Below are 16,366 nucleotides of genomic sequence, written 5' to 3' on the forward strand. Positions count from 1 at the left end.
TCAGTCGTCCTCCTCGTCCTCGCGCCCGACGAGGGAAAGGGCGTCCGCGTCATAGCCCTCGCGTCGGGCGTAATGGACCAGCGCCTCCTCCCGGCCGTGGGTGACCCAGACCCGCGGCGCGCCGACGTCGGCGAGCGTTTGGATCAGCTCGTCCCAATCGGCGTGGTCTGAGAGGATCAGCGGCAACTCCACGTTGCGTTGGCGCGCGCGCTGGCGCACCCGCATCCAGCCCGACGCCATGACGCTGAGCGGGTCCTTGAAGCTGCGGCTCCATTTGTCGGCCAAGGCGGAGGGCGGGCACAGCACGATCTCGCCGGCGAGGCTCTTTTTGTCTCGACGGCTCACCGGCTCGAGCGGCCCGAGCGCCACGCCGTGCGCCTCATAGAGCTCGCAGAGCGCCGTCATCGCGCCGTGCAGATAGATTGTGCGGTCGTAGCCCGCCTGACGCAGCAGGCGCAAAAGCCGTTGGGCCTTGCCGAGCGCGTAGGCCCCCAGCAGATGCGTGCGCTCGGGGAAGGTCTCGAGCGAGCGCAGAAGCTTCCCGATCTCCTCCGAATCCGGCGGATGACGGAAGACCGGCAGGCCGAAGGTCGCCTCGGTGATGAAGACGTCGCAGGCGACCGGCTCGAACGACGGGCAGGTGGGATCGGCCCGGCGCTTGTAGTCGCCGGAGACGACGACCCGCGCGCCCTTGTATTCGAGGACCGCCTGCGCGCTCCCCAGCACATGGCCCGCCGGCGCGAAGGAGACCGCGACCGGGCCGATCCTGACCGTCTCGCCATAAGCCAGCGTCTGCTTGGTCTTCCAGGCGTCGGCGCCGTAGCGCGCGGCCATGATCGCCAACGTGCCTTCGGTCGCCAGCACATGGGAATTGCCCCAGCGCGCGTGGTCGGCGTGGCCGTGGGTGATCACCGCGCGCTCGGCCCCGCGGTGCGGGTCGACATAGAAGTCGCCCGGCGCGCAATAGAGCCCGCCGTCGGTCACCTGCAGCCAGCGTTCGGGATCGGCGTCCGTCGTCATGGGCGAAAAGTTAGGGCGGCGGGCGGCCTGCGCCAATGAAACCGTTGCGGGAGCGCCTGCGCCTCGCTACCGTCCGGTTCGTTCGTGACGGTCCAGGGCGCTTTTGCGTTCGGGATAATCGGGAAGCCGGTGCAAGGCCGGCGCGGCCCCCGCCACTGTAAGGCCCCAAGCGGCCGCCTTCCAAAGACGCCACTGGTCGCGCGACCGGGAAGGCGGAAGGCGGAGACGGGGTCGAGCCAGGAGACCGGCCGTCGCGACGTTGCGCTTCATCCGAGAAGAGGGCGGAGGGCCCTCGCCAATGGAGAATTGAAAGACATGATTCGCACCACGCTGACCGCCCTGGGCGCCGCCGCGTCCGCCGCCCTGATTGCGACGCCGGTCCTCGCCCATCCGGGACACGAGCCGATGTCGGGCACGCTGCACGCGATCGCTCACGAACTCGGCGGGCTCGACATCCTGCTGACGGCGGTGACGCTCGGCGTCGTCGCGGCGCTGGCCGCGCGGCCCGTGATGCGCAAACTGAAAGAGCGTCGCCGGGACTGATCCCGACGACGCTCCGTCTCAGCGTCGATCGCCGCGGCTCTTAAAAGCGCGACTTCGCGCTGTCCAACGCCGCCTTCAGGTCGGTGACGGCGAGCTGCACGCCCGCCTTGGCGTCTTCCCAGGCGCTTTCGCTGGCGTTGCGCAGGTCTTCCAGCTTCTGCTCGGTGCGCTCGCGCTTCTCGCGGAGCTCCTTGAGCTTCTCCTGGCTTTCGATCTGGGCGTCGGCCTCCTTGGCTTTCGCCTTGGCCTCGATCTTCTCGATCTCGGCCTTGATTTCGTGCAGTTGCGATTCGAGCCGTTTCTGCAGCACGTCTCTGGTCTCCATCGGAGATCTCTCCTTTCTATCCTTTGCGTCTACGGCCCATGTGATAAGGCGACCCCTTTTTGTGAAGGGGTGTTCATCCCTTGCGTCCGGCGGATGTGCGCCTGATACTGTCACGTGATGTTGACGCTCGATTCCGCAGACGCCGCCGCGCCGCCGACCGATCCGCCCGGATCGGACGAAGGCGAGTCGCGCCCGCACGCGATCGTCATCGGCAGCGGCTTCGGCGGGCTGGCGGCGGCGATCCGGCTCGGCGCGAAAGGCTATCGGGTCACGGTGTTGGAGCGCCTCGACGGGCCCGGCGGGAGGGCGGCGGTCTTCAAGCAGGACGGCTTCACCTTCGACGCCGGGCCGACCATCGTGACCGCGCCGTTCCTGTTCGAGGAGTTATGGGATCTCTGCGGGCGGCGCTTCTCCGACGACGTCGAGCTGCGCGCGCTGGAGCCCTTCTACAAGGTGCGCTTCGACGACGGCGACGAATTCGCGCTCTGCAGCGATCCGGCGGCCATGCGCGCCGAGATCGCGCGCATCAGCCCGGCCGACGCCGAGAATTTCGAGCGCTATATGGCGCAGAGCGAGGCGATCTTCCGCGTCGGCTTCCTGGAGCTTGGCGACCAGACCTTCGACGATCCCAGAGCCATGGTGAAGACCATCCCCGACCTGGTGCGTCTCAAGGCCTATCGCACCGTCTACGGGCTGGTTTCGCATTTCTTCAAGCACCCGAAGCTGCGTACGGCGCTCAGCCTTCATCCGCTGCTGATCGGCGGCAATCCGTTCCAGGTGACCTCGATCTACGCGCTGATCGCCCATCTGGAGCGGCATTGGGGCGTCCACTACGCCATGGGCGGCACCCACAAGCTGATCGAGGGCATGGTCGATCTGCTGCGCGGCCAGGGCGCGCGGGTGCGCTACGAGGCCGAGGTCGCCGAGATCACCGTCGAGGGCGGGCGCGCGACCGGCGTTCGCCTCAAGGACGGGGAGACGATCCCCGCCGATCTCGTCGTCTCCAACGCTGACAGCGCCTGGACCTACAAGCACCTGCTGCCGTCGCACGCCCGCACGCGGTGGAGCGACGCCAAGCTCGCGCGGGCGAAATACTCGATGAGCCTGTTCGTCTGGTATTTCGGAACCGACCGGCGCTACGAGCATCAGCCGCATCACATGATGGTGCTGGGGCCGCGCTATAAGGAATTGCTGACCGACATCTTCTCGCGCCACAAGCTGGCCGACGATTTCAGCCTCTATCTCCACCGGCCGAGCGCGACCGACCCAAGCGTCGCGCCCGAAGGCTGCGACGCCTTCTACGCCCTCTCGCCCGTCCCGCATCTCGACAGCGGCGTCGACTGGGCGCGCGAGGCCGAGCCCTATCGCCGGAAGATCGAGAAGCGGCTCGAGGAGACGGTGCTGCCCGACCTCGCCCGGCGCGTCGTCTCCAGCCGGATGCTGACGCCGCAGGATTTCGAGACGCGGCTGTTGTCCCACAAGGGCGCCGCCTTCGGCCTGGCGCCGATCTTCACGCAGAGCGCCTGGTTCCGCCCGCACAATAAGAGCGAGGAGGTCGAGGGCCTCTATCTCGTCGGCGCCGGGACGCATCCGGGGGCCGGCATTCCCGGCGTGCTCTCCTCCGCCAAGGTTCTCGACAGGGTGATCCCCGATGCGCGGCGCGTCGCAGGCTGAAGGCCGTGCGGGGGCCGGCGCCCCGCCGCCGCGGGGCCCCTATTGGGGCTGCTACGCCTCGCCGGCCGACCGGCGCGCCTGCCGGGCGATGATCCGCACCGGCTCGCGCAGCTTCTTCACGGCCTCCCTGCTGCTGCCGAAGGCGATCCGCGAGCCGGCTTACGCGTTCTACGCCTTCTGTCGCTTGTCGGACGATCTGGTCGATCTTGAGCCGGCCGAAGCCGACGCGGTGGAGCGCCTCCAGCGCCGCCTGGATGCGCTCTACGCCGGCCGGCCGGCGGACCATCCGGCCGACCGGGCGCTGGCCGACGTCGTGCGCGCCAAGCGCGTGCCGAAGGATCTGCTGACGGCGTTGCTCGAAGGCTTCGCCTGGGACCGCGACGGCCGGCGATTCGAGACGCTGGGCGAGGTCTACGACTATTCGGCGCGCGTCGCCGGCTCGGTCGGCGCGGTGATGGCGGTGCTGATGGACGCGCGCGAGGCCGAGACGCTGGCCCGCGCCTGCGACCTCGGCGTCGCCATGCAACTCACCAACATCGCCCGCGACGTCGGCGAGGACGCGCGGGCGGGCCGCCTCTATCTGCCGACCGGCTGGCTGCGCGAGGAGGGGATCGAGCCGGACGCCTTCCTGGCCGACCCCCGCTTCACGCCGGCGCTGGGGCGCGTCGTTCAGCGGCTGCTCGACGCCGCCGCCGACCTCTACCGCCGGGCGGAGCCGGGGATCGCGCATCTGCCGGCCTCCTGCCGACCGGCGATCCACGCCGCCCGCCTGATCTACGCCGAGATCGGGGCGGAGGTCGCCGCCGCCGACTTCGATTCCGTCAGCCGTCGGGCGGTCGTGCCGAAGCGGCGAAAGCTGGCGCTGGCGGCCCGCGCAGCGGCCGGTTGGACGCGCAGATCGCTGGAGGACGGGCGCGCCCCGGCGCTGGCCGAAACGCAGTTTCTGGTGCGCGCCGCCGCCCTGCCCGAACCGGCCTCGGGCGCGCCCGCCCTGGCGCCGGACGGTTTGGATGCTAAATTCGCCTTCATGATCGAGCTTTTCGCCCGGCTCGAGGCGCGCGACCACGCGGCCGGCCGAGCGGCGGACTGATCCGCAGCGAGCTCGTCTCTCGCACGGCGAAGGATGCGCATCCGGCGATGGATTATTGGAGCCTCGGCGCTTTCGCGCTGGCTAATTTCGCGGCCGCCTGTTCGGGCGCCTTCTTCAAGCCGGGCGATTGGTATTTCGCCTTGCGCAAGCCGCGCTGGCAGCCGCCGGGCTGGCTGTTCGCGCCGGCCTGGACGATCCTATACGGCATGAACGCCGCCGCCGGCTGGTTCGTGTGGGAAGCCGCCGGGCCTGGCGAAGCCGTGTTGCCGATGATCGTCTATGCGGTGCAACTGGTCTTCAACGCGGCCTGGTCCGCGCTGTTTTTCGGCATGAAGCGCATGGACCTCGCGATGGGCGACGTCATCGCGCTGTGGGTGTCTGTGGCGGCGACGATGGTGGTGTTCTATCCGGTCGATGCGACCGCGGCCTGGCTGCTGGTCCCCTATCTCATGTGGGTCAGCTTCGCCGGCCTGCTGAACTTCACCGTCTGGCGTCTCAACCCCGACGCCAACGCGGCCTGAGAGGGAGAGGAGTCATGCAGCCGCAATGGTTGGTCGCGATCGAGGCGGCGCTGATCTTCGGCGGCGTGATCGGCTTCGGCGTGTGGCAGCTGATCTCGCTGAAGCGCGAGAAGCGGAAGGACGAAGAAAAGCGCGCGCGCGGCGAAGAGAGCGGACGCAATCGGTTTCGCGACGGCTGACCGCGCCTCTCTCACGCCCGCCGCGGCATCCGGAACGGCAGCAGGGTCTGAACCCAGCGTTTGTCGAAACGCGTCAGGTCCAGGCTTTCGTGCATTGCAGTCAGGTCCTGCCCGAACAGCCGCGTCTCGATGAGCGAGCGGGTGTAGAAGGGCGAATCCTCTAGCGTCTTGAGCAGGCGCGGCGCGGCGCCCTCGTCGGCCAAGGTCTCCCGCTCGACCCCCCAGAAGCATTTCCCGAGCGCCCGGCGGGGCGGCGCCGGCCGCCGAGAGATCCGCCCGGCCGCATCAATGTGGAGCGCCAACGGCTCGCCCGCGCCGTCGGCGAGCGTGGGGTCGTAGAGGATCGCCGCGCCCGCGCCGTCGGGCAGCGCGGCGCGTGACCAGTCCCAGCGCAGGAAGCGTCGCTCCAGCGGCTCGGTCCCCCAATTGCTGTCGAGATACCCCTCGCCGCGCCAGGAGAGCTGCGGGGCCGAGAAGTCGAGCGCGATGTCGGCGATCGGCCCGATCGGGCGCCAATGATGCCGGCCGCCTGGGTCCAGCGCGAAGGCTTCGGCGTTGATCGCCTTGGGCGTCAGCGTGATGCGCCCGCGCACTCGGCGGGGCAGGGGGACGGCCCATTCCTCGATCTCGGCGACCACCGTGCGGCCGTCCCAGCGGAGCCCGCTGGGTCCGACCTGGAAGAAGTCGGCGCGGCGCCTGTGCGCGCCCGCGCCGCGCTCCGTCATGCACCAGCGCCCGGGGCCTCTTCCGTCCAGGCTGTAGAGGGCGAGATTGATCGCGACGTGCCGCTCAGCCGGGGCCGCGCCGGCGCCTTTGCGTCGCGCGGCCGCATAATAGGGGGAAAAGACGCTGCCGACGAAGGCGATCAGGGTGACGCCGTAGCGCCCGTCGGCGCTGATCCCGTCGAGATACCACCAGACGTACCCGCCGTCAGGCACGCTTACGTCGAAGCGCGGTCCCGCGTCAGTCCCGCCGTCGCCGCCGCCGCCGCCAGACGGCCCGACAGCGCCGCCATCGGGACGCCCGGTCCCGGATGGACGCTGCCCCCCGCCAGATAGAGGCCCGGCAGGCGCGTCTTGACCCCCGGCCGCTGAAAGGACGCCCGCCAGCCGTGGCTCGCCCGGCCGTAGAGCGCCCCGCCCGTCGCCGGGAACAGCTCCGCGAAGGTCCGCGGGCCCGCCGTCTGAAACCCCGCGCCCGCCGGCGAGAGCGTCAGCCCGCAGCGGGCCAGCAGATCGTGCGTTCGGGTTTCGCATTTGGCGATCTCCTCCTCATCGGGCGCGGCGCGGTCGCCGTCGGGCGGCGCGTTGACCAGCAGCAGCAGGCGTTCGGCCGGGCGATCGGGGTCGCCGCCGTCCCCGTCCCCGTCCCCGGTCTTGTCGGCGTCGCCCCGGTCCTGGGCGCAGATATAGACCGTCGGCTCGTGCGGCAGGCGGCGCGCGTTGAAGATGCGGGCGAACTCGTCCTCATAGGCGCTGGAGAAGAAGACGGTGTGGCGCAGCAGCGGAAAGCCCCGCGCCGTCGCTGCGCCCAGGAAGGTGAGCGCCGAGAGCGAGCGCGCGGCGCGCGGCGGGGCGTCGACCGCGCGGGCGGCCTCGGCTCCGAACAGCCCGCCGCCCACGGCCGCGCAGTCGGCGTTGGCGATGACGGCGTCGGCGGCGATCGCCTCGCCGCTCGTCAGCGTCACGCCGGTCGCGCGGCCGCGCTCGACCGTGATCTCGGCGACCGGGCTGTCGTAGAGAACGCGCCCGCCTTTCGCCTCCACCAGCCCGGCCATGACTTGGACCAGGCGGTGCATGCCGCCCGCGATCAGCCAGACGCCGGCCTGCTCCACATGGCTCACCAGCATCAGGGTCGCCGGCGCCTGGAAGGGGGAGGAGCCGCAATAGGTGGTGTAGCGTCCGAACAGCTGGCGCAACCGCGGGTCTGCGAAGTATGCGCCCAGCGCCTTCCACATCGGCGTGAAGGGCTTGATGCCGGCGAGCTTGCCGAGCCCCGTCGGCCCGACCGCCTTCATCAGCGCGCCCATGCTGGGGGCGGGGGCGCGGATGAAGGAGGGCTCCAGCGTCTCGTAGATCGCCTGGCTGTCGGCGACGAAGCGCTTGAAGCCGGCGGCGTCCCGCGCGCCGGCGAAATCGCCGATCGCGTCGGCCGCGCGCGCGACGTCGGCGAACAGGTCGAGGCGCCCGCCGCCGGCCTCTTCCGGCCAGGCGTGGCGGGCGAGCGTGTGCGCCTGATGCAGGCCGACATGGTCGTCCAGCCGCTCCTCGATCCCCTCGAACAGCTGGTCGAACACCCATTTCATGGTGAAGACCGTGGGGCCGGCGTCGATCGGCCGGCCGTCGGGCGCCTCGACGGTGCGCATCTTGCCGCCCGGCTGGGCCTGACGCTCCAGCACCGTGACGCGCACGCCTCGGCCCAGCAGGTCCAACGCGGCCGCCAGCCCGCCGATCCCGGCGCCGATCACCGCGACGTGACGATCGCGCGTTCCGTGCATTCAGGCCTCCGTCTCAGCCTCTTTGGTCGCGCCCGACAGGTTTGTCATTGAAATTGGACACGTCGAGTGTCTATTATACATGACACATTGCGCCGTCCAAGGATCGTGACGGTCGCGCGGCGACCGGCGGTCGTTCGGAACGGAACGACAGGGAGAAGGCGTCATGGCGACGACCGAACAATTGTCCACGCGCATCGAATCCACGCTGGGCCGGGCGCTCAGCCGCGCCGGCAAGCCCGGCGCGCCGCCTAAACTGGCGGAGGCGATGCGCTACGCCGTCTTCCCGGGCGGCGCGCGCGTGCGCCCCAGCCTGTGTCTGGCGGTGGCGAGTTCGTGCGGCGACGATCAGCCGGCGCTGGCCGACGCCGCCGGCGCCGCGATCGAACTGCTCCATTGCGCGTCGCTGGTGCATGACGATCTGCCCTGCTTCGACGATGCGCCGACCCGGCGCGGCAAACCCTCGGTCCACAGGGCCTATGGCGAGCCTTTGGCGGTGCTGGCGGGCGACGCGCTGATCGTGCTCGCCTTCGAAACCCTGGCTGAGCGCATCCTGGACCATCCGGCGCGCGCGGCGCATCTGATGCGCATCGTCGCCGGCTCGGTCGGCATGCCCTTTGGAATCGTCGCCGGTCAGGCCTGGGAGAGCGAGGACGACGCGATCCTGGCGGATTATCAGCGCGCCAAGACCGGCTCGCTCTTCGCCGCCGCGACGGAGGCCGGCGCGGTCGCCGCTGGCGGCGATTCGCAGCTTTGGCGGGTCGTCGGCGAGCGTCTCGGCGAGGCCTATCAGGTCGCCGACGACATCCAGGACGTCACCGGCGATGAAGCCGTTCTCGGCAAGCCGACCGGGGTCGACGCGACCTACGCCCGACCCAACGCCGTCGCCCAGCACGGGCTGGCGGGCGCGACGCGCCACCTCAAGCAGCTGGTCACCGACGCGGTCGACGCGGTGCCGCCATGCGCCGGACAGGCGATGTTGCAGCAGATGATCCTGCAGCAGTCCCAGCGGTTCGAGCCGCCGCCGAACGCCCCGGCCGCCGGCCGCAGCGCGGCCCACCCGGCCTGATCGCCGGGCCGATGAGCGAGGGCGCCAGCCTGCGCGATCGCTGGCGCGACTGGCGGAATCGCAAACTCGCCGACCCCGATTTTCAGCACAGGGCGATCGCCAACCCGCTGCTGCGCCCGTTCGCCCGGATGGGCGTGCGGCGCAGCTTCGATCTTGTGGCGGGATTCGTGTATTCGCAGACGCTGGCCGCGTTTGTCGCGCTCGATCTGCTCGATCGCCTGAAGGAGGCGCCGCAGAGCGAGGCCGCGTTGAGCGATGCGACGGATCTCGACCCCGCCGCCCTCAACCGCCTGATGAAGGCGGCGGCGGCGGTCGGGCTGGCGGAGCGGTTCGACGACGGGCGCTGGGGGCTGGGCGCAGACGGGGCGGCGCTGGCCGGCAGTCCGGGGGCTCGGGCCATGATTCGTCATCATGACGCGCTCTATCGTGATTTGACGAATCCGGTGGCGTTGCTGAGAGGCGAGGCCGGTGAGACGGAGCTCGCGCGCTTCTGGCGGTACGCCGGCGAAGCCGACGGCCGCGCCGTCAAGCCGGAGGAAGCGGAGGGCTACAGCCGTCTCATGGCCGAAAGCCAAAGCCTGTTGGCGGAAGAGATCCTGGCCGCCTACCCGATGGACGGGACCAGGCGGATCCTCGATGTCGGCGGCGGCGGCGGCGCGTTCCTGACCGCGGTCGCCGCGCGCCACCCTCAGGCGCAGCTGACGCTCTTCGACTTGCCGGGGGTCGCCGAATACGCCCGCGCCGAGATCGCGCGGCGCGGCTTGGCGAAGCGCATTTCGGTCGCGGCGGGCGACTTCATGCACGACCCGCTGCCGGCGGGCTGCGACCTGATAACGCTGGTGCGCATCCTGCACGACCATGATGACGACAAGGCGCTGGCGCTGCTCAAGGCCTGTCGCGTCGCCCTGGCCGACGTCGGCGCGCTGCTGATCGCTGAACCGATGTCCGGCAGAGCCGACGCGGCGCGCGTCGCCGACGCCTATTTCGGTTTCTATTTGTTGGCGATGGGCTCCGGGCGGGCCCGCACGCCGGACGAGATTTCCGCGCTGTTGGACGCGGCCGACTTCCGGATCGTCACGCCGCTCACCACCCGCAACCCTTTGATGGTGCAGGCGATCGCCGCTCGGCCGCGGGCGTGACGTCACGCCTTCGGGCCGCCGGCGCGCGGGTCGGGTGCGAGACGATATCCCTACAACTTGACTGTACGTTATGCTTGACACTCTTAATTGTCAGGCTAAACTGACAGATACGAAATCAGGCCCGGAAGAAGGCCGCCCACAAGTCGAAGAAACGTCTGAACGGGGCTCCCGCTTTAGCCGGGAGGATGCACGATGCAAGCGCAAGCCGTCGTTTTCCACGAACCCAAGCGACTCAGCGTCGAGACGCTGGATCTGACCGCGCCCGGCCCGGCTGACGCGGTGGTGGAGATTGCGCACAGCGGCGTCAGCACCGGGACCGAGCGCCTGCTGTGGTCCGGCGAAATGCCGCCCTTTCCGGGCATGGGCTATCCGCTGGTCCCCGGTTACGAATCGGTCGGCGAGGTGGTCGAGGCCGGACCCGAAAGCGGGCTTTCCGTCGGCCAGACGGTCTTCGTTCCGGGCGCCACCTGCTACGGCGAGGTGCGGGGCCTTTTCGGCGGCACGGCCCAGCGCCTGATCACCGCCGGAGCCCGCACCGCCCCCGTCGACAAGAGCCTCGGGCGCGACGGCGTGCTGATGGCGCTGGCCGCCACGGCGCAGCATGCGATCGCGGGCGGGGCCGCCCCGCCCGATCTGATCGTCGGTCACGGCGTGCTGGGCCGGCTGATCGCGCGGATCGCGGTCGCCCACGGCGGCGCGCCGACGGTGTGGGAGACCAACCCGGTCCGCCAGAGCGGCGCCGAGGGCTATCAGGTCGTCCATCCCGACGAGGACGAGCGCCGCGACTATAAGGCGATCTGCGACGTCAGCGGCGACGGCTCGCTCCTGGATTCGCTGATCGGGCGCCTGGCGCCGCAGGGCGAGGTGATCCTCGCCGGCTTCTACAAGGCGCCGCTCAGCTTCACCTTTCCGCCGGCCTTCATCCGCGAGGCGCGCCTGCGCGTCGCGGCGGAATGGCGCCGGCCCGACTTGGACGCCGTCAGCGCGCTGGTCTCCGACGGCCGGCTCGCGCTCGACGGACTTCTCACCCATCACCGCCCGGCGAACGAGGCGGGGGAGGCCTACCGGACCGCCTTTGAGGATCCGGCGTGCCTGAAAATGGTTCTGGATTGGAGAGACGCTTCATGACGACGACGACGGATAAAAAGGTTCCGAGCGCCGACGCCGGGGCCAAGCTCGCGGAGAGCCTGCGCAAGGAGGCCTCGATCGACCCGAACCCGGTGCATACCGGCCCGACCACCAAAGAAACGCAGATCATCGCGATCTACGGCAAGGGCGGCATCGGCAAGAGTTTCACGCTCTCGAACCTCAGCTACATGCTGGCCCAGCAGGGCAAGCGGGTGCTGCTGATCGGCTGCGATCCGAAGAGCGACACCACCTCGCTGCTGTTCGGCGGCAAGAGCTGCCCGACGATCATCGAGACCGGCTCGAAGAAGAAGGCGGCCGGCGAAGAGGTTCGCATCGAGGACGTCTGCTTCAAGCGCGACGGCGTCTACGCCATGGAGCTCGGCGGGCCCGAGGTCGGCCGCGGCTGCGGCGGGCGCGGCATCATCCACGGCTTCGAGACGCTCGAGAATCTCGGTTTCCACGACTGGGACTTCGACTACGTTCTTCTCGACTTTCTGGGCGACGTGGTGTGCGGCGGCTTCGGCCTGCCGATCGCCCGCGACATGTGCCAGAAGGTGGTGGTCGTCGGCTCGAACGACCTGCAGTCGCTCTATGTCGCGAACAACGTCTGCTCGGCCGTGCAGTATTTCCGCAAGCTGGGCGGCAATGTCGGCGTCGCGGGCATTGTCGTAAACAAGGACGACGGCACCGGCGAGGCCGAGGCGTTTGCGAAAGCGGTCGACATCCCGGTTCTGGCCGCCATCCCCGCGGACGAGGATCTGCGCCGCAAGAGCGCGAACTACCAGATCGTCGGCACCCCCGAAGGCCGTTGGGGTCCGCTGTTCGGCGAGCTGGCGGCCAATCTGCAGACCGCGCCGCCGCTGCAGCCGAACCCGCTCACCCAGGAGGATCTCCTCGGGCTGTTCGACAGCGACACGGTCGGCCGCGACGTCGTGCTCGAACCCGCCACGGCCGCCGACATGCGCGGCGGCAAGGTGGAGGAGAAGCGCTCCCTCGAAGTCGTCTACGACGACGCGTAAGCCGACGAGCGAGGGGACGACGCCATGACGGACAGACAGACGGATCAGGAGCGCACAGACGGTGAAGTCGTCTATGACGACGCCGCCGTTGCGCCCATGGCCAATGACGGGGCGGTGAACGACGATGGCGGGACCGCGGCGCCGAAGCCGGACGCCCCCATCAACGCCGCCGCAACGCCGGAAGCGGCGGGCGACGGCGTCGGCTGCCACGCCGGCGCCGACAAGATGCTCGAGGCCGCCAAGGCCGCCGGCAAGTCGGAGGTGTTGGAGCAATACGCCGCCGACTATCCGACCGGCCCGCACGACAAGCCGCAAAGCATGTGTCCGGCGTTCGGCAGCTTGCGCGTCGGGCTGCGCATGAAGCGGACGGCGACCGTGCTGTGCGGCTCGGCTTGCTGCGTCTACGGCCTGACCTTCACCTCGCACTTCTACGGGGCGCGGCGCTCGGTCGGCTACGTGCCGTTCAATTCCGAGACGCTGGTCACCGGCAAGCTGTTCGAAGATCTGCGCGACGCGGTCTACGACCTCGCCGATCCGGAGCGTTACGACGCGGTCGTGGTGACGAACCTGTGCGTCCCGACGGCCTCGGGCGTGCCCCTGCGGCTGCTGCCCGACGAGATCAACGGCGTGCGCATCATCGGCATCGACGTGCCCGGCTTCGGCGTTCCGACGCACGCGGAAGCGAAGGACGTGCTGGCCGGCGCGATGCTGAAATACGCCCGCGAGGAGGCCGAGCAGGGACCGGTCCAGGCCCCGGCGCAGCCGCAGACGGACAAGCCGACGATCACGCTCTTGGGCGAGATGTTTCCGGTCGATCCGGTCGGCGTCAACCAGATGCTCGACCCGCTGGGTCTCGCCGTCGGGCCGGTCGTGCCGACGCGTGAGTGGCGCGAGCTCTACGCCGCGCTCGACGGTCAGGCCGTCGCCGCGATCCATCCCTTCTACACCAGCGCGATTCGCGAGTTCCAGGCGGCCGGCCGGCCGGTCTTCGGCTCTGCGCCTGTGGGCCATGACGGGACGGCGGCGTGGCTCGACCACGTGGCGAAGATCATGAACGTCGACGCCAAGACCCTGGACGCGGCCAAGGCGCAGATCCTGCCGCGCATCGCGGAGGCGCTTTCCAAGACGCCGATCAAGGGGCGGATCACCTTGTCGGGCTACGAGGGCTCGGAGCTGATCGTCGCCCGGCTGCTGGTCGAGAGCGGCGCGGAGGTCCGATACGTCGGCTCCGCCTGCCCGCAGACCAAATGGTCCGACCCGGACCGCGAGTGGTTGGAGGCGCACGGGGTGCGGGTCAACTTCCGGGCCTCGCTGGAAGAGGACATCGCGGCCGTAGAGGAGTTCCGCCCGGATCTCGCCATCGGCACGACGCCCGTCGTCCAGCACGCCAAGGAAAAGGCGATCCCGTCGCTGTACTTCACCAACCTGATCTCCGCCCGTCCGCTGATGGGCGCCGCCGGCGCGGGCTCGCTCGCCCAGGTCGTCAACGGCGCGCTGGCCAACAAGGCGCGCTTCGATCGGATGAGCGAGTTCTTCGACGGCGTCGGCGGCGTCAGCGCGGGCGACGCGGCCGATAAGGGGTTCACCGCCGGCGTCTGGGAGACCACGCCCAAGGACAATCCGGGTTTCCGGAAGAAGTACGCGAAGAAGCTGAAGCGCCTCGCCGAGCCGGAGGAGGGGATCGGATGCTGATTCAGGATCACGACCGCGCCGGCGGCTATTGGGGCGCCGTTTACGTCTTCACCGCGATCAAGGGCCTGCAGGTCATCATCGACGGTCCGGTCGGCTGCGAGAACTTGCCGGTCACGTCGGTGCTGCACTACACCGACGGTCTGCCGCCGCACGAGTTGCCGATCGTCGTCACGGGCCTCGCCGAGGAAGAACTCGGCAAGACCGGCACGGAAGACTCGATGAAGCGCGCCCACGCGGTGCTGCGGCGCGACGAGCCGTCCGTGGTCGTCACCGGCTCGATCGCTGAGATGATCGGCGGCGGCGTCACGCCGGAAGGCACCGGCATCCAGCGCTTCCTGCCGCGCACGATCGACGAGGATCAGTGGCAGAGCGCCGACCGCGCCCTGCTGTGGCTGTGGACCAACTACGCGATCAAGGGCGGCAAGCGGCCCAAGGCCCGCGCCAAGCGCGAGGGCGAGGCCCCGAAGGTCAACATCATCGGTCCGGCCTACGGCATGTTCAACATGCCCTCCGACCTGGCGGAGATCCGTCGGCTGGTCGAGGGGATCGGAGCCGAGGTCAATATGGTCATGCCGCTCGGCTCGCATCTCGCGGACCTTCCGCGGCTGGTCGACGCCGACGTCAACGTCTGCATGTACCGGGAGTACGGCCGCCTGCTCTGCGAGGCGCTTGAGCAGCCCTACTTGCAGGCGCCGATCGGCCTCGACAGCACGACCAAGTTCCTGCGCAAGCTGGGCGACCTGCTGGAGCTTGATCCCGAGCCCTTCATCGAGCGCGAGAAGCACACGACGATCAAGCCGTTGTGGGATCTCTGGCGCTCGGTCACGCAGGACTTCTTCGGCACGGCCAGCTTCGCGATCGTCGCCGGCGAGACCTACGCCCGCGGCATCCGAAACTATCTCGAAAACGATCTGGGCCTGCCCTGCACCTTCTCCCACATGCGCTCCGCCGGCAAAAAGCCGGACAACGATCAGGTGCGCCGGGACGTCCACACCAAGACGCCGCTGCTGCTGTTCGGCAGCTACAACGAGCGCATGTATCTGGCCGAGCTCGGCCCCAACCGGGCGATCTACATCCCCGCCTCATTTCCGGGCACGGCGATCCGGCGGCACACCGGCACCCCCTTCATGGGCTACGCCGGCGCGACCTACCTGCTGCAGGAGGTCTGCAACGGCCTGTTCGACGCGCTGTTCCACATCCTGCCGCTTGGCTCGGACATGGACCGGGCGGAGGCGACCCTGAGCCGTATGCATCGCGAACTGCCCTGGGACGCGGAGGCGAGCAAAGCCTTCGAGCGAATCCTGGAGACTCAGCCGGTTCTGACCCGGATTTCCGCCGCCAAGCGCCTGCGCGACGCGGCCGAAAGCGAGGCGCGCCGCCGCGGCCTGGAGGAGGTCGACGAGACCTGCCTCGACCGCGCGCGCCTCACCATCATCGAGGGGAGGGCGGCGTGAACGATACGACGGTCCTTCACTCGCCCGCATCCTCAAGAGGGGAGATCACGGCATGACGCTCAGCATCGACAACGGACCGCAGTCCGTAGGCGGCGCCCTGGGGGCGCACAGCGAGCGCGCGACGCCGCACGAATTCAGCGACTCGCTGCAGTACCGACTGCTGCTGGCGGTCTGCTTCGCGGCCTTTCTGACCGCCGGGCTGATCGGTCGACTGGCGCTCTGGCGCTGGCGGGTCTTCGGGGGCGACGGCTTCGAGAGCCGCTCGGTCTGGCATGAGGCGCTGAGCCGCGCCCACGCGACCGCGCCCTACGCGTTCATGTGCTGACGGCGCGCAGGGTCGAGCGACCCTGCGGGCGCCGTCGGCGCGTCACCGGTTTCCGGTGTGGGGGGGAACCCTCTCCGGAAATCCGCCGGTTCGGTTTCGATCGGATCGGCGGCCCTGGCCGCACAGGGAATCTGCGGTAACGGCCGAAAGGCCAGTTAACGGAGGGATTATCCATGGCTGATAACCCATCAGGCATGACCCCCGAGGAAGCCAAGGAATTCCACGGTATCTTCATGACGAGCTTCATCGTCTTTACCGTGGTCGCCATCATCGCGCACTTCCTGGCGTGGCAGTGGCGTCCGTGGCTTCCCGGACCCGAGGGTTATGCGTCCCTGACAGACGGCGTGAATATGGCGGTCAGCTATATCACGTCGCACATCGGATAGGAGGAGCGAAACATGTGGCGCATTTGGCTGCTGTTCGATCCGCGTCGGGCGTTGGTCGCTCTCGCGGTCTTCCTGTTCGCGCTGGCTCTGCTGATTCACTTCATTCTGCTGAGCACCGACCGGTTCAACTGGTTGGAAGGCGCGGCCGCCGATGCGGGCGCTCAGGTCCAGATCCACGAGCCGTCTCCGACGGACGTGAAGCTGGTCTGACGACCGCCTACGAGTGCATCGGTCGGGGTCGAGGCCCCGGCTGAGCCCTCGGGCTTCCCCGAGGTCCTGGCTCCGGCCGATGCATTCTCGTTTACCGG

General features: G+C 69.4%; 18 protein-coding genes and 1 riboswitch. Of the genes, 14 read left to right on the plus strand and 4 right to left on the minus strand.

The window, feature by feature from the left end; translation table 11 throughout:
* Positions 1 to 1,020 carry a ligase-associated DNA damage response exonuclease gene (locus tag RIB45_RS06490; RefSeq protein ID WP_350049425.1) on the minus strand — a complete coding sequence of 340 codons (1,020 nt, stop codon included), beginning with the start codon at positions 1,018 to 1,020 and terminating at the stop codon, positions 1 to 3.
* A gap of 71 nt (positions 1,021 to 1,091) precedes the next feature.
* Positions 1,092 to 1,287: riboswitch (cobalamin riboswitch) on the plus strand.
* Positions 1,288 to 1,335: 48 nt separating this feature from the next.
* Between RIB45_RS06490 and RIB45_RS06495 the strand changes: the two genes are divergently transcribed.
* Positions 1,336 to 1,563: a HupE/UreJ family protein gene (locus RIB45_RS06495; protein ID WP_350049426.1), complete on the plus strand. Its 228-nt coding sequence runs from the start codon at positions 1,336 to 1,338 to the stop codon at positions 1,561 to 1,563.
* 40 nt (positions 1,564 to 1,603) lie between these two features.
* Here RIB45_RS06495 and RIB45_RS06500 read toward each other — a convergent pair whose 3' ends face one another.
* Entirely contained in the window at positions 1,604 to 1,888 is a 285-nt protein-coding gene (locus RIB45_RS06500; protein WP_350049427.1) for a sll1863 family stress response protein, read from the minus strand.
* 117 nt (positions 1,889 to 2,005) lie between these two features.
* Here RIB45_RS06500 and RIB45_RS06505 point away from each other — a divergent pair, with 117 nt between their 5' ends.
* Genes RIB45_RS06505 through RIB45_RS06520 form a run of 4 tightly spaced genes read left to right on the plus strand, consistent with a single transcriptional unit; the run spans position 2,006 to position 5,352 of the window.
* Positions 2,006 to 3,562 carry a phytoene desaturase gene (locus tag RIB45_RS06505; protein WP_350049428.1) on the plus strand — a complete coding sequence of 519 codons (1,557 nt, stop codon included), beginning with the start codon at positions 2,006 to 2,008 and terminating at the stop codon, positions 3,560 to 3,562.
* Complete coding sequence (locus RIB45_RS06510; RefSeq protein ID WP_350049429.1) at positions 3,540 to 4,652, plus strand: phytoene/squalene synthase family protein; 1,113 nt, start codon at positions 3,540 to 3,542, stop codon at positions 4,650 to 4,652. Before RIB45_RS06505 ends, RIB45_RS06510 begins: the two co-directional genes overlap by 23 nt.
* Before the next feature lie 47 nt (positions 4,653 to 4,699).
* The gene (locus RIB45_RS06515; RefSeq protein WP_350049430.1) at positions 4,700 to 5,173 is read left to right on the plus strand and encodes a TspO/MBR family protein; all 474 of its coding nucleotides are present in this window, start codon (positions 4,700 to 4,702) and stop codon (positions 5,171 to 5,173) included.
* A 14-nt stretch (positions 5,174 to 5,187) separates the two neighbouring features.
* Positions 5,188 to 5,352 carry a hypothetical protein gene (locus RIB45_RS06520; protein WP_350049431.1) on the plus strand — a complete coding sequence of 55 codons (165 nt, stop codon included), beginning with the start codon at positions 5,188 to 5,190 and terminating at the stop codon, positions 5,350 to 5,352.
* Between the two features lie 11 nt (positions 5,353 to 5,363).
* On the opposite strand, the gene RIB45_RS06525 is transcribed toward RIB45_RS06520, so the two are convergent.
* Positions 5,364 to 6,290, minus strand: coding sequence for a carotenoid 1,2-hydratase family protein (locus RIB45_RS06525; RefSeq protein ID WP_350049432.1), 927 nt, complete (start codon positions 6,288 to 6,290; stop codon positions 5,364 to 5,366).
* A gap of 2 nt (positions 6,291 to 6,292) precedes the next feature.
* The gene (crtD, locus tag RIB45_RS06530; RefSeq protein WP_350049433.1) at positions 6,293 to 7,849 is read right to left on the minus strand and encodes a 1-hydroxycarotenoid 3,4-desaturase CrtD; all 1,557 of its coding nucleotides are present in this window, start codon (positions 7,847 to 7,849) and stop codon (positions 6,293 to 6,295) included.
* Positions 7,850 to 8,012: 163 nt separating this feature from the next.
* Here crtD and RIB45_RS06535 point away from each other — a divergent pair, with 163 nt between their 5' ends.
* From RIB45_RS06535 to pufA, 9 genes are all read left to right on the plus strand, one after another.
* On the plus strand, positions 8,013 to 8,915 hold the full coding sequence (locus RIB45_RS06535) for a polyprenyl synthetase family protein (RefSeq protein WP_350049434.1): 903 nt from the start codon (positions 8,013 to 8,015) through the stop codon (positions 8,913 to 8,915).
* 11 nt (positions 8,916 to 8,926) lie between these two features.
* Positions 8,927 to 10,054 (plus strand): methyltransferase, encoded by a 1,128-nt coding sequence (locus RIB45_RS06540; RefSeq protein WP_350049435.1) that lies wholly within the window; start codon positions 8,927 to 8,929, stop codon positions 10,052 to 10,054.
* Between the two features lie 192 nt (positions 10,055 to 10,246).
* Entirely contained in the window at positions 10,247 to 11,182 is a 936-nt protein-coding gene (gene bchC, locus RIB45_RS06545; RefSeq protein ID WP_350049436.1) for a chlorophyll synthesis pathway protein BchC, read from the plus strand.
* Positions 11,179 to 12,201 carry a chlorophyllide a reductase iron protein subunit X gene (locus RIB45_RS06550; protein ID WP_350049437.1) on the plus strand — a complete coding sequence of 341 codons (1,023 nt, stop codon included), beginning with the start codon at positions 11,179 to 11,181 and terminating at the stop codon, positions 12,199 to 12,201. The genes bchC and RIB45_RS06550 overlap by 4 nt, the downstream gene beginning before the upstream one ends.
* Before the next feature lie 24 nt (positions 12,202 to 12,225).
* The gene (gene bchY, locus RIB45_RS06555; RefSeq protein ID WP_502882557.1) at positions 12,226 to 13,893 is read left to right on the plus strand and encodes a chlorophyllide a reductase subunit Y; all 1,668 of its coding nucleotides are present in this window, start codon (positions 12,226 to 12,228) and stop codon (positions 13,891 to 13,893) included.
* Positions 13,887 to 15,347: a chlorophyllide a reductase subunit Z gene (gene bchZ, locus RIB45_RS06560; protein WP_350049438.1), complete on the plus strand. Its 1,461-nt coding sequence runs from the start codon at positions 13,887 to 13,889 to the stop codon at positions 15,345 to 15,347. The genes bchY and bchZ overlap by 7 nt, the downstream gene beginning before the upstream one ends.
* A 52-nt stretch (positions 15,348 to 15,399) precedes the next feature.
* Complete coding sequence (locus RIB45_RS06565) at positions 15,400 to 15,672, plus strand: hypothetical protein (RefSeq protein WP_350049439.1); 273 nt, start codon at positions 15,400 to 15,402, stop codon at positions 15,670 to 15,672.
* 173 nt (positions 15,673 to 15,845) lie between these two features.
* On the plus strand, positions 15,846 to 16,058 hold the full coding sequence (gene pufB / locus RIB45_RS06570; protein ID WP_350049440.1) for a light-harvesting antenna LH1, beta subunit: 213 nt from the start codon (positions 15,846 to 15,848) through the stop codon (positions 16,056 to 16,058).
* Positions 16,059 to 16,070: 12 nt separating this feature from the next.
* Entirely contained in the window at positions 16,071 to 16,268 is a 198-nt protein-coding gene (gene pufA, locus RIB45_RS06575; RefSeq protein ID WP_350049441.1) for a light-harvesting antenna LH1, alpha subunit, read from the plus strand.
* The last annotated feature ends 98 nt before the right edge of the window (positions 16,269 to 16,366 follow it).

This window comes from Marivibrio sp. (genome assembly GCF_040218065.1).
GTDB lineage: Bacteria > Pseudomonadota > Alphaproteobacteria > UBA8366 > Aestuariispiraceae > Marivibrio.

What these genes read in the sequence shown, in the direction of transcription:
- RIB45_RS06490 (WP_350049425.1), bottom strand. Translation starts at nt 1,020, where the DNA reads ATGACGACGGACGCCGATCCCGAACGCTGGCTGCAGGTGACCGACGGC.
- RIB45_RS06495 (WP_350049426.1), top strand. Translation starts at nt 1,336, where the DNA reads ATGATTCGCACCACGCTGACCGCCCTGGGCGCCGCCGCGTCCGCCGCC.
- RIB45_RS06500 (WP_350049427.1), bottom strand. Translation starts at nt 1,888, where the DNA reads ATGGAGACCAGAGACGTGCTGCAGAAACGGCTCGAATCGCAACTGCAC.
- RIB45_RS06505 (WP_350049428.1), top strand. Translation starts at nt 2,006, where the DNA reads ATGTTGACGCTCGATTCCGCAGACGCCGCCGCGCCGCCGACCGATCCG.
- RIB45_RS06510 (WP_350049429.1), top strand. Translation starts at nt 3,540, where the DNA reads ATGCGCGGCGCGTCGCAGGCTGAAGGCCGTGCGGGGGCCGGCGCCCCG.
- RIB45_RS06515 (WP_350049430.1), top strand. Translation starts at nt 4,700, where the DNA reads ATGGATTATTGGAGCCTCGGCGCTTTCGCGCTGGCTAATTTCGCGGCC.
- RIB45_RS06520 (WP_350049431.1), top strand. Translation starts at nt 5,188, where the DNA reads ATGCAGCCGCAATGGTTGGTCGCGATCGAGGCGGCGCTGATCTTCGGC.
- crtD (WP_350049433.1), bottom strand. Translation starts at nt 7,849, where the DNA reads ATGCACGGAACGCGCGATCGTCACGTCGCGGTGATCGGCGCCGGGATC.
- RIB45_RS06535 (WP_350049434.1), top strand. Translation starts at nt 8,013, where the DNA reads ATGGCGACGACCGAACAATTGTCCACGCGCATCGAATCCACGCTGGGC.
- RIB45_RS06540 (WP_350049435.1), top strand. Translation starts at nt 8,927, where the DNA reads ATGAGCGAGGGCGCCAGCCTGCGCGATCGCTGGCGCGACTGGCGGAAT.
- bchC (WP_350049436.1), top strand. Translation starts at nt 10,247, where the DNA reads ATGCAAGCGCAAGCCGTCGTTTTCCACGAACCCAAGCGACTCAGCGTC.
- RIB45_RS06550 (WP_350049437.1), top strand. Translation starts at nt 11,179, where the DNA reads ATGACGACGACGACGGATAAAAAGGTTCCGAGCGCCGACGCCGGGGCC.
- bchY (WP_502882557.1), top strand. Translation starts at nt 12,226, where the DNA reads ATGACGGACAGACAGACGGATCAGGAGCGCACAGACGGTGAAGTCGTC.
- bchZ (WP_350049438.1), top strand. Translation starts at nt 13,887, where the DNA reads ATGCTGATTCAGGATCACGACCGCGCCGGCGGCTATTGGGGCGCCGTT.
- RIB45_RS06565 (WP_350049439.1), top strand. Translation starts at nt 15,400, where the DNA reads ATGACGCTCAGCATCGACAACGGACCGCAGTCCGTAGGCGGCGCCCTG.
- pufB (WP_350049440.1), top strand. Translation starts at nt 15,846, where the DNA reads ATGGCTGATAACCCATCAGGCATGACCCCCGAGGAAGCCAAGGAATTC.
- pufA (WP_350049441.1), top strand. Translation starts at nt 16,071, where the DNA reads ATGTGGCGCATTTGGCTGCTGTTCGATCCGCGTCGGGCGTTGGTCGCT.